Genomic DNA, 11,724 nt, shown 5'->3' with positions numbered 1-11,724 from the left:
GATCCATTGAGAAGCCTTGTTTTATAACATTTTGTCTTGAGAACCAATATGTTACAAAAACAGGGCTTTTTTTCTACTCTTTTTTTATATCGAACTCAGGTTAATTAGAACTTGGCTATCTGATCAATATGAGATTCCTATCATAAATCAATAAAAGAAGAATGGGGACTGATCATATATCTGGCAGTTTAAAATACTTGATGAGTATTGTCGGTAACCGAGTAAAAAAGCGAATTTGAGATTTAATTTGATTAAATTTAACTGCCTCAATCTAGAAATTGCAGTTAAGTAAGAATAATTTATGGAAGAAGCCTATATAGATTAATCTTGTGCAACCTGATCCTTAACTAGGCTAGCGATATAATTCCCCCACCACTGCATCATTTCAATACGTTGTACAAGATATTCAGCATGATTATAGCTTGCCCGTGTTTTATTTTTATCCGTATGTGATAGTTGCGCTTCAATCCAATTTGACTGAAATAATCCAGATTCATTTAATATAGTACTAAAAGTAGAACGTAAACCATGTGCAGATAGTTCATCCTTATCATAGCCCATTTTTCGAATGGTTATATTTAATGTATTAAAATGCAGAGGTCTATCTGGATAACGGGGGCTAGAAAATACATATTTTTCACCATGAGACCAAGCTAAAGCCGATTTTATCAGAGTCATTGCTTGGGCTGATAAAGGGACTAGGAAATCAGGAATATCATGGCCTAAAATGACTTTCCGTCGGAACTGTTTGATATGCAAAGCTGGTATTTTCCAAATTTTATTATCTAAATCAAAATGATGTGGTTCACAAAGTAGAAGCTCAGCCCCACGAACTCCAGTATAAAGTTTAAATAATAAGGCTTTTTTTATGATAGGGTCCGTATTAACTTGACTCAATCTGGTTATAAAATTAGGTAAATTTTCTGATTTTAAATAAGGATAATTTTTTTTGATTTTATTTTTTATTAATATTTTATTTAATCCATGAGCAATATTATATTCACAATAACCCATTGCCACAGCATAATCATAAATTTGGTTTAAATAACTGTAGGCTTTTTTAACAGGTTCCTTGACATGACGTGCTTCTATATTTTTAACGATAGTCACTAAATCATATCTTTTCACTTCATTAAATGGCATATTTCCTAAATCAGGATAAATCTCATGATTTAAAAATTTTTTTGCCAATTGAATAACACCACAACGAGGTTCATCTTTAAAAGAGTTTTTTATTTTGAACTCTAACCATTCTTCGCAAATGTCTTGAAATGTTTTTATATTTTTTTTACGTACTGTTTCATTTTTATAACCATTAAATTTATATTCATCCCGGGTAGTTCTGGCCTCTTTTAATGACATGAAAGGATATTCGCCCAACTTTACCCGCGGACGCTTATTACTACCTGCTACTGAATAACGATAACTCCAAGATTTACGTCCATTCAATTCCACCTTCAAACTTAAACCATCGTCATCTGTAAGAAAATAAACTTTTTCCTTGGGCCTAGCCTGGCGTACCTTCGCTTCCGTAAGACTCATAAATTTAAACCGAACCACTAATGACACTGTAGATATTAATTATAGCAAATTTAAGCAATTTTTATGTGATGCGTATCATACGCATCATACTATTTTTTAATTTATTGTTTTATATTAATTTAATTTTTAGTATTTCATTTTTAGTTACCAGATTAAGTACCACCAATATTACTTGCAAGATATCTGAAACTGCTGCTCTAGGAATTTAATGCCGAGAAAGAGTTAAATTAACTTGATCAGCGAGTTTTTTATGTATCCAAATATGCCCCCCCAACGAAGACAATAAGACAGTCAAACGGTCAGGCAACAGGAGTATGATGTGAATGAATAGAATATTGGCAAAGAACCACTGAATTTGGCAACCGTTCTAGGGAGGCTATTACAGGGGATAATACAGCCTAAAACCTTGGACGGCTTTAAGCCGCTTACGATGTCACTTTCTGTGAAGATCCCGCTGGATATCAGCAAATGGAGATTATGATAAGGCGCTGGATCTTAGCCAACCAGTGATGGTCAAACGGGGTTCTTGGCAAGCCGAGCTTTTCTGTGCCAGTCGCCGATGAAATTGTGATTTCGATTTCTGAGAGGTTGTGCACTAATTCAATCAGATCGCGGATGATCTGTTGACTGAGCAGATTCGATCAGAAATGCTCCATATGATTCAAAGCCGGATTGAACAGAATATTGATTTATTACATGCAAGATAAACATCTGTATGAGGATAGATAGAAATTTTATCCTTCCCTGTATGTTCCTGTGGCTTAAAAATCAGTCTTGAAATATGACTAAATTTGGAAAATTCTTATTTTAAAATAAATGGGCCAAGATCATTGCAAATGACCTGATGGAGAAATATTTATCTATGTAATTGTATTTATTACAAATAAAATATTTAAAAAAGATTTAATCTAATAAGTTTCAACAACCTTGCAAGATTTAAATCAGGTTATCGATGAGATCATCAGATGGAGATGATGCATCTCCATCTGATGAGGGTTTATTAATACTGCGTTTGACCTGGAATCCAGTTGGTTCCAGCAAGCGGTACACGAGCCATTGCCGCCGCCTCGACATTCAGTGCCACCAGATCTTCCGGATCCAGATTATGCAAATGCGATTTACCGCAGGCACGTGCCATGGTTTGTGCTTCCAAGACCAAAACACGCAGGTAATTGGCCAAATGGCGTCCACCTTCAACCGGATCGAGACGTTTTGATAGTTCTGGATCCTGAGTCGTAATCCCTGCAGGGTCACGGCCATTTTGCCAGTCATCATAATAACCCGCTGCTGAACCAATTTCTTTCAGTTCTTTGTCTAGACGCGGATGGTTATCTCCGAGCGCAATCAGCGCTGCTGTACCAATTGCTACCGCATCTGCTCCCAATGCCATCGCTTTGGCCACATCGGCACCTGTGCGGATACCACCAGAAACAATCAGCTGAACCTTACGGTGCATACCCATTTCCTGCAGGGCTTGTACCGCTTGCGGAATGGCAGGAAGAATAGGAATACCGACGTGCTCAATAAACACTTCTTGGGTAGCTGCTGTACCGCCTTGCATGCCATCCAGCACGATCACATCTGCACCAGCTTTCACCGCCAGTTTTACGTCATAATATGGACGGCTGGCCCCGATTTTGACATAGATTGGCTTTTCCCAATCGGTGATTTCACGGATTTCAGCAATTTTAATTGCCAAGTCATCTGGACCCGTCCAGTCCGGATGACGGCAAGCACTGCGCTGATCGACACCCACTGGCAAAGTACGCATGCCTGCCACACGTTCCGTCACTTTCATGCCCAGTAGCATACCGCCACCGCCGGGTTTAGCACCTTGTCCGAGTACGATTTCAATCGCATCTGCTTTACGCAAATCGTCAGGATTCATGCCGTAGCGCGATGGCAAATATTGATACACCAATGTTTGCGAATGACCACGTTCTTCAGGGGTCATGCCACCGTCACCGGTTGTGGTAGATGTGCCGACCATAGATGCACCGCGGCCTAAAGATTCTTTGGCATTGGCAGATAATGCACCAAAGCTCATGCCGGCAATTGTTACAGGAATTTTTAAATGAATCGGTTTTTTGGCAAAGCGTGTACCCAGTACCACATCGGTACCGCATTTTTCACGATAGCCTTCCAGCGGGTAGCGTGACATGCTTGCACCAAGCAGCAGCAAATCATCAAAGTGTGGCACTTTACGCTTGGTACCACCGCCACGGATGTCATAGATGCCGGTTGCCGCTGCACGCTGGATTTCTTGAATGGTTAAACGGTCAAACGTTGCAGATTCACGTAACACGGGTTCAAATTCTTGGATAGTTTGAGTCATGATTGATTGCTCCATTATTACGCTTGATTAGTATGCAGATGCATTGTCGACTTTGAAGTTGTACAGTTGGCGTGCCGAACCATAACGTTTGAAAGAAGCAGGATCTTCATCAAATCCGGCTTTAGACAGCAGTTCTGCCAGTTCTGCCAGATGTTCCTGACGCATTTCTTTTTCAATACAGTCTGAACCTAGAGACTTCACCACACCTTTGACATAAATTCTGGTTTCATACAGCGAGTCGCCCAACGCGTCGCCTGCATCACCACAAACCACCAGACGGCCAGCCTGTCCCATGAAGCAGCTCATGTGTCCAATACTGCCGCCTACCACAATATCGACGCCTTTCATTGAAATGCCACAGCGTGCCCCAGCATCCCCTTCAATGACCAGCAGACCACCATGCGCTGTTGCGCCTGCTGCTTGAGAGGCATTGCCTTTGATATACACTGAACCTGACATCATATTTTCAGCTACGCCCACCCCAACATTACCGTTGACGATGACATGAGCTTCTTGATTCATGCCGGCGCAGTAATATCCGGCATGGCCGTCAATGGTGACATTCACAGGGGCTTTAATGCCAACTGCAATATTATGCTGGCCGCCTGGATTGCTGACTTTCCAGTCTACAATGCTGTCGGTCAGTTCTTTGCTATGCAGGGCCTGGTTTAAATCACGGATGCTGTCTACGCTTAAATCAAATTCATCTTTTAAAATTGAAGTGCTGATTTTTTCTGCAAATGCTGTATTCATAGGGTTATTCCTGTTTTCTATTCTGGGTCATTCTTAGGCGGCTTGATCTGCACTGCGTTGCCAAACATATAAGGTGGCTGGTTCTGGCTCCCAGACCTTGGCTTTGTCAATATTCGGCAATGATGCCAAGGCTTGATATTCGGAAGCCATGGCCACATAGTCATCGGTTTCTGCCAACACGGCCGGTTTACAGGCAATCGGATCGCGGATCACGGCAAAACCGTTTTTGGTGCCAATCGCGAAGGTAAAGAAACCGTCCAGATCGTCCAATGCATTGTTCAGTGCTTCTGCCAGAGAATCCCCTTGCTGTAAACGCCAAGTCAGATAGCCTGCAGCCACTTCGGTATCGTTATCTGTTTCAAAGCTGATGCCTTCACGTTTTAACTCCTGGCGTAAACGGGCGTGATTAGACAGAGAACCGTTATGTACTAAACATAAATCAGCGCCGGTAGAAAATGGATGACTGCCTTCCATGGTCACTGCACTTTCAGTGGCCATCCGGGTATGACCGATAATGTGACTGCCTTTCATATTCGATAAACCGAAACGCTCAGAAATTTCGACCGGCAAACCCATGCCTTTAAGAATTTCGATGCTTTGACCGACACTCATGATCTTGAGCTGTGGGGCAATTTTGCCAATCGCCGCGCGCACTGTTTGTTCATCAGATTTTGCTTTAATGACTGCAGCCGTGGCGTTTTGGAACCAGTCCATGTCGGTGTTCAGTTCCGCTTTCAGTGCTTCTGCAAATGCAGACCAGTCAAATTCATCTTCAACCGACTGCAAGGTGAGTTTGACCCAGCCCTCAGACACTTCGTCACCATAAATGGCAAAGCCTGCGCTGTCAGGACCACGCCCGGTCATCGACTCCAGCATCGGTTCAAACAGTTTACCGAGTTGTGATTCCAAAGCTGGATTTTTTAAGTATAAGCCTACGATTCCGCACATAATTGTTCTCCGCTAAATGCTCTTTTTAATTCATGTCCTAGGGACGCTATGGGGTGAAAATAAAGTTTAGAAAAATTCGGTATAGCGCTGAATTTCCCAATCTGAAACATGGCGGCTGTATTCAACCCATTCCATGCTTTTTTGCAGGATGAATTCGTCAACTATTTCAGCACCGAGAGTTTCTCTAAACAGCGGATCTGCTTTTAGAGCCTCGACAGCTTCTTTCAGGGATTGAGGCAGGGTGCCAATACCACGTGCAGCAATTTCTTCCAAACTCAAGGTATACAGGTTTTCATTGCATGCAGGTGGCGGGGTCAGTTCACGTTCAATACCGTCTAAGCCGGCAGCAATAATCGCTGCAGAAACCAAATAAGGGTTGCAACCGGCATCCGGCAAACGCAGTTCAATACGGCCATAAGGGATACGAACCATGGCGGAGCGGTTATTTGAACCATAGGCAATAAATGCCGGTGCCCAGGTCGAACCTGAAAGGGAGCGACCCACCACCAGGCGCTTATATGAGTTCACAGTTGGGGCACAGAAGGCACACAGGGCCGGACCATGCTCAAGCAACCCTGCAATAAAGTGATAGGCCATTTTTGACAAGCCCATGCCTTGCGGATCACTGTCATCATTAAATAGGTTGCTGGATTCTGCACTGCCTATCGACAAGTGGAAATGCATGCCATTGCCGGCACGTTTCGGGTCTGGCTTGGGCATAAATGAACAGACCATGCCCAAATCATTGGCAATTTCACCGGCCGCCATACGGAAGAACGTGAACATATCCGCCGAGTTCATGGCATCACTATAGGTATAGTTAATCTCAAACTGGCCGTTTGCATCTTCATGGTCAATTTGGTAAATATCAAAACCGACTGGAATTAAAGCCTCGGTAATCCGTTCCAGGAACTGGCGTGAACGGGATAGACCTTTATAGTCATAGCAGGGCTTGTCCAGATTGTCTGACTCATCGACTGCTTTCAGTTTGCCGTCTTCACCACGGCGGAACAAGCTGAATTCAGGTTCCAGGCCGGTATTGAGGGTCCAGCCTTTAGCCGACAGGCGCTCAACTTGTTTGCGCAGTACATAGCGAGAATCGTAGGGATGCGGTTTGCCGTTGACATAGCCCTCACAGACCACACGGCCATAACCGGGCTGCCAGGGTACCGGTGTTAAAGAAGATAAATCACCTTTCACCATAAAGTCTGGACCATGCGGCTGCATTCCCATCCCTGAAATGGCAAAACCGGCAAAACCTACCCCTGCACCTTCAATGGCTTTGAGACCCGAAATCGGTACAGATTTCGTTTTTGCTGACCCATGAATATCGACAAACTGAGCCAATACATATTTTAATTGATGATCATCAATGACTTTCTGTACTTCTGCACGGTACTTGGGCTTGCTAATGATGTCCTGTTCTTCTTCAAAGAACTCTTTTACGATGGCCTGCTGGAACATATTTGACATACTCCCGATATGACAAAAAATGATATTTGGCTCGAATAATGCACAGATATTTGATTCAATGTATTATTCAGCAGAAGAAACTTTCTTTCCTAAAGAGAAAGCAATTCTCTTGCCAACTTTTTTAGATCGGTTAAAAAATTTGTGCTTGGGGCCTAAAAGCCTTAATATTCCTAAAGAGAATAAAAGTTTCATAAAATAATACTTTCATTCCATATCGGGGCTGCTTTTTAATTTTGATTAAGAGTCAGCAGGATTTAGATTCAAAACAGTGCGAGTTGATCCATAATGAGACAAAACAAGAACAGCCTTAAACTGGAACAGTACATTGGCATTCAAATCAAACGCTGTCGTCAGGAACAGGGCTTGAAACTGGCGGAAGTCGCGCAGACTGCTGAAATCAGTCAGGGTATGCTGAGTAAAATTGAGAATGCTCAGGTCTCGACCAGCCTTGAAACGCTAAGCCGCCTATGTGAAGTACTGGGAATACCCTTATCCACCTTATTCAGTCAATATGACCATCAGGAAAGCCGGGCAATGATTGTGAAATCAGGCGAAGGAATGGAAGTGGTGCGTCGCGGTACCGAAAAAGGGCATACGTATCACCTGCTGACCCATTCCCGCGGGCCGCGCAAAAACTTTGAAGCCTATTTGGTCAGCATGGATGATGCCAGCGAAGAATTTCCCACCTTTGCCCACCCGGGAACAGAGATGCTGTATCTGATTGAAGGTGAAATCATGTACCGTCATGGCGATGAAGTGTTTCATATGCAGCCAGGCGACTGCTTGACTTTAGATGGTGAAATTCCGCATGGCCCAGAACAACTGATTAAAGTCCCCATTCGTTTGATCTCTATGGTGAACTATGGGGATAACCAGGCCGAATAAAGCGGCCCTGTTTTTATCAAAAGATGGCATTGCCATCTTTTTTGCTTATACGCTTCGCAAAAACCGTGCGGTAGCGTAATCAAAGTTTATCTTGCCCTACCCTTATTGCTCCTTCGCCATCTCAACAGCCCCTCCTTTACGACAGCATCACTCGACTGTTCCATGGATCAGGATTCAACTCTGGTATAAGAATTGCTTTGCTTAAAAATAAATAAATATTCCCAATAAGAATATATTATTGCAACGCATTGATTTTGGGATATTGATCTTTACAGCCTAGTGAAAAAAATCCGGAGTACAACCTATGTGGGTAAATTATTTAAAAAGAATTGTCGCAGCGAGCCTGCTGCTACCAGGCTTAGCCTTTGCAGGTGAGACCGATCTGGATAGCGCCTCTACCGTATGGATGATGCTGTCCACACTGTTGGTGCTGCTGATGTTTGTTCCCGGCTTGGCGCTGTTTTATGGTGGTATGGTCCGTGCCAAAAATATTCTGTCCATTTATACCCAGTTTTTTGCTGTAGCAGGCGTGGTTTGTGTACTGTGGCTGACTGTGGTTTATAGCATGAGTGCAGACAAAACCCATATGCAAGCAGGGGTAACCAATCTCTACAGCTTTGTCGGCAGTTTAAATAAGGCCTTTCTGGTGGGTATTGATGAAAATACTCTGCTGGGCGGTGTACCTGAATATATTCTGATCATTTTTGGCATGACTTTCGCAATCATTACCCCCTGTCTGGCCATAGGTGCTTTTGCTGAACGCATGAAGTTTGGCGCGGTGGTGTTGTTTTCTGCTCTGTGGCTGGTTTTGGTATATGGACCAATGACTCATATGGTCTGGGGCGGTGAAGGTGCAATCATGCACACCTGGGGAGTTCTGGACTTTGCTGGCGGTACCGCGGTGCATATTAATGCCGGCATTGCCGCCTTAGTCGGCGCAATTGTATTAGGCAAGCGTAAAGGCTGGCCGGCTGCACCCGTTCCCCCGCACAATGTGGTCTATACCATGATCGGCGCAGCATTTTTATGGGTAGGCTGGTTCGGCTTTAACGTCGGTTCTGCATTCGCGGTAAATGCATCGGCCACCATTGCCATGATGACCACTATGGTGGCGACCTGCGGCGGCATCTTAGGCTGGATGGTGATTGAAAAAATGCATACCCATCATGTCACGGCTTTGGGCCTGGCTTCAGGTGCGATTGGCGGATTGGTGGGCATTACCCCTGCAGCAGCTTATGTCGGACCTTTTGGTGCGTTGGCGATCGGCTTTATCACCGCCATCTGCTGTTTTTATGCCGTGACCAAGCTGAAGCATAAAATGGGGATTGATGATGCCCTGGATGTCTTTGCTCTGCATGGCATAGGCGGCATGGTCGGCTGTATGCTTACCGGTATTTTCTGCATCCCGCAACTGGGCGGCAAAGTGGCCGACATTTCCCTGCTGAACCAGTTGGCTGCACAGGCAGGCAGTATTGTACTCACCGTAATTTATTGTGGCGTGCTGACCTGGCTGATTATGAAGTTCGTCGATAAGACCATCGGTTTACGTGTAACCCCGGAACAGGAAGAGCGCGGTCTAGATGTCAGCGATCACAACGAACGTGCATATAACAATTAACGCCACGGCCAGCTTTCAACTGATAAATTAAAATTTCATTTTAGTCCATTTAAAATTCTTCAACTTCACCAAGCAAATGCTTCAGGGCATTTGCTTTTATTTTTGCAAGTACAATGCCGAGACTGGCAGTTTCCATCTGCTTTTCCGGGGTGAAAACAGCTGACCATGGCTAAAGGGTTACTTCTTTTGAGATATAGACGCCCTAGCTTGAAAATGATTATGATAGATCGTTTAACTGTAAATTAAGTAAAAATATATACTTGAAAAATAATAAAATAATTATTAATTACAGACTAGTGGTATAAGAATTGCATCTTGAATCATGAAAGAAATATTCCCTTTAGTAATACCAATTCCCACCAAAAAATGGTCAAGCTAATGTAAATCCATATTCATGAGATTCAGGAGCAATTCATGATAATGAACAATGTGAAGAAGTTACTCATGCTGAGTGTACTGCTGTCGCCTAGCGCAGTTTTTGCCGCTGAGGGAACGATTGATGGACCTGCCACTGTATGGCTCATGGTTTCTATTGTTATTGTCCTGCTGATGTTTATTCCAGGACTTGCGCTGTTTTATGGCGGTATGGTCCGCGCCAAAAATATCCTGTCTTTATTTACCCAGTTTTTTGCGATTGCCGGGATTGTCGGCATTTTATGGGTGGCCGGGGTATATAGCCTGGCAACCGATACCACTAATATGCAAGAGGGCGTTTATAACCTGAACAGCATTGTCGGTGGCCTGGATAAACTGATGCTGCAGGGCATCACCGCAGAAAGTCTGGCAGGTGGCATTCCTGAATATATCTTGATTGTGTTCCTGATGACCTTTGCCATGATAACGCCGTGTATTGCACTGGGTGGCTTTGCGGAAAGAATGAAATTCCGGGCAACGGTTATTTTTTCATCTCTGTGGATAGTGCTGGTCTATGGCCCAATGGCGCATATGGTATGGGGCGGCAAAGGTGCATTATTCCATAACTGGGGAGTATTGGACTTTGCCGGCGGTACTGCGGTACATATTGCCGCCGGGGTCACGGCATTTGTTGGTGCCATAGTGGTGGGCAAACGTAAAGGCTGGCCTGCTACGCCGATGCCGCCGCACAATGTAGTATTTGTGATGATTGGCGCAGCATTGCTCTGGGCCGGCTGGTTCGGTTTTAACGTGGGTTCGGCTCTGGCCATCAATTCTTCAGCCGCACTGATTTTGATGACCACCATGCTGGCAACCTGCGGTGGTATTGTCGGCTGGATGTTTGCTGAAAAAATGTATTCCGGCCATGTCACAGCCTTTGGTCTGGCTTCAGGTGCCATTGGCGGCTTGGTGGGCATTACCCCGGCGGCCGCTTATGTTGGCCCTTTTGGTGCAATTGTGATTGGCCTGCTCACCAGTATGGCCAGCTATTACGCGATTATGATACTAAAGAAAAAGCTCGGCGTAGACGACGCGCTGGATGTATTTTCATTACATGGCATTGGCGGTATGGTTGGCTGCCTGCTGACCGGTATTTTCTGTATTCCGGAGTTGGGCGGCAATGTTGAAGGCATTTCCCTGCTCCCGCAATTCTTGGCACAACTGGCCAGTATTGCGATGACCTTTGCCTATGTCGGCATCTTGAGCTGGATCTTGCTGAAAATCATTGATAAAACCGTGGGGCTACGTGTCACGGCAGAACAGGAACAACAAGGCCTGGATGTCAGTGATCATAACGAACGTGCTTATAATTAAAGGCCGTGGAAAATCAAGTAACAAGGGCTTCGGCCCTTGTTTTTTTATGGCGGCTTGGGATAAACATCGCTTTGCATCATTTGCATACATGGCTATGCTGCCCTTTGCGGATTAAATCCCGCTACTGTCCATCTGCGGATTTTAACTGCTGAGTACCCTGTCAACGGGTTAACAATTATTCTCTCTTATGAGCAAAACAGGGATAGATAGCTTGCTGACGGCTTCCTTTCGGTCATTTCCCAGAGCACATCTTTGAGATTGTATGATCGAATGCCGAGTGCTCCAGCACTATAGGTTGCTGAACATTCCCAAAAAACCACAAGGAAAATTTTCTATACAGGGTTTGTAACTACTAATTGAAATCTACTTATTTCTATACTATTATATACAACATGAGTAAATATGTAAGCATTAGCGTTGCAGCTAAAACATTAGGTGTTTC

General features: G+C 44.2%; 8 protein-coding genes. 3 read left to right on the top strand and 5 right to left on the bottom strand.

Annotation, left to right across the window (positions count from 1 at the left end; all coding sequences use genetic code 11):
- Positions 1-321: 321 nt before the first annotated feature.
- The 5 genes from ACE01T_RS15960 to glnT form a co-directional block, all read right to left on the bottom strand.
- The gene (locus tag ACE01T_RS15960; protein ID WP_395519660.1) at positions 322-1,542 is read right to left on the bottom strand and encodes a tyrosine-type recombinase/integrase; all 1,221 of its coding nucleotides are present in this window, start codon (positions 1,540-1,542) and stop codon (positions 322-324) included.
- 1,000 nt (positions 1,543-2,542) lie between these two features.
- Positions 2,543-3,877: an FMN-binding glutamate synthase family protein gene (locus tag ACE01T_RS15955; protein ID WP_004704280.1), complete on the bottom strand. Its 1,335-nt coding sequence runs from the start codon at positions 3,875-3,877 to the stop codon at positions 2,543-2,545.
- Positions 3,878-3,904: 27 nt separating this feature from the next.
- Positions 3,905-4,630: a GltB/FmdC/FwdC-like GXGXG domain-containing protein gene (locus tag ACE01T_RS15950; protein WP_004704281.1), complete on the bottom strand. Its 726-nt coding sequence runs from the start codon at positions 4,628-4,630 to the stop codon at positions 3,905-3,907.
- Positions 4,631-4,663: 33 nt separating this feature from the next.
- Complete coding sequence (locus ACE01T_RS15945; protein ID WP_395519659.1) at positions 4,664-5,578, bottom strand: class II glutamine amidotransferase; 915 nt, start codon at positions 5,576-5,578, stop codon at positions 4,664-4,666.
- A gap of 66 nt (positions 5,579-5,644) precedes the next feature.
- Positions 5,645-7,042 (bottom strand): type III glutamate--ammonia ligase, encoded by a 1,398-nt coding sequence (gene glnT / locus ACE01T_RS15940; RefSeq protein WP_004704285.1) that lies wholly within the window; start codon positions 7,040-7,042, stop codon positions 5,645-5,647.
- Positions 7,043-7,336: 294 nt separating this feature from the next.
- Between glnT and ACE01T_RS15935 the strand changes: the two genes are divergently transcribed.
- From ACE01T_RS15935 to ACE01T_RS15925, 3 genes are all read left to right on the top strand, one after another.
- Positions 7,337-7,936, top strand: coding sequence for a helix-turn-helix domain-containing protein (locus tag ACE01T_RS15935; protein ID WP_004704287.1), 600 nt, complete (start codon positions 7,337-7,339; stop codon positions 7,934-7,936).
- A 304-nt stretch (positions 7,937-8,240) separates the two neighbouring features.
- Complete coding sequence (locus tag ACE01T_RS15930) at positions 8,241-9,554, top strand: ammonium transporter (RefSeq protein ID WP_180044237.1); 1,314 nt, start codon at positions 8,241-8,243, stop codon at positions 9,552-9,554.
- A 414-nt stretch (positions 9,555-9,968) separates the two neighbouring features.
- Positions 9,969-11,282, top strand: a complete 1,314-nt coding sequence (locus ACE01T_RS15925) for an ammonium transporter (RefSeq protein WP_086197626.1) — start codon at positions 9,969-9,971, stop codon at positions 11,280-11,282.
- Positions 11,283-11,724: the final 442 nt, after the last annotated feature.

It is taken from the genome of Acinetobacter uliginosus, from assembly GCF_044130295.1.
Classification (GTDB): domain Bacteria; phylum Pseudomonadota; class Gammaproteobacteria; order Pseudomonadales; family Moraxellaceae; genus Acinetobacter.
The sequence above is the reverse complement of the archived record's forward strand: the minus strand, read 5'-3'. Positions and strand labels throughout refer to the sequence as shown.

What these genes read in the sequence shown, in the direction of transcription:
- ACE01T_RS15960 (WP_395519660.1), bottom strand. Translation starts at nt 1,542, where the DNA reads ATGAGTCTTACGGAAGCGAAGGTACGCCAGGCTAGGCCCAAGGAAAAA.
- ACE01T_RS15955 (WP_004704280.1), bottom strand. Translation starts at nt 3,877, where the DNA reads ATGACTCAAACTATCCAAGAATTTGAACCCGTGTTACGTGAATCTGCA.
- ACE01T_RS15950 (WP_004704281.1), bottom strand. Translation starts at nt 4,630, where the DNA reads ATGAATACAGCATTTGCAGAAAAAATCAGCACTTCAATTTTAAAAGAT.
- ACE01T_RS15945 (WP_395519659.1), bottom strand. Translation starts at nt 5,578, where the DNA reads ATGTGCGGAATCGTAGGCTTATACTTAAAAAATCCAGCTTTGGAATCA.
- glnT (WP_004704285.1), bottom strand. Translation starts at nt 7,042, where the DNA reads ATGTTCCAGCAGGCCATCGTAAAAGAGTTCTTTGAAGAAGAACAGGAC.
- ACE01T_RS15935 (WP_004704287.1), top strand. Translation starts at nt 7,337, where the DNA reads ATGAGACAAAACAAGAACAGCCTTAAACTGGAACAGTACATTGGCATT.
- ACE01T_RS15930 (WP_180044237.1), top strand. Translation starts at nt 8,241, where the DNA reads ATGTGGGTAAATTATTTAAAAAGAATTGTCGCAGCGAGCCTGCTGCTA.
- ACE01T_RS15925 (WP_086197626.1), top strand. Translation starts at nt 9,969, where the DNA reads ATGATAATGAACAATGTGAAGAAGTTACTCATGCTGAGTGTACTGCTG.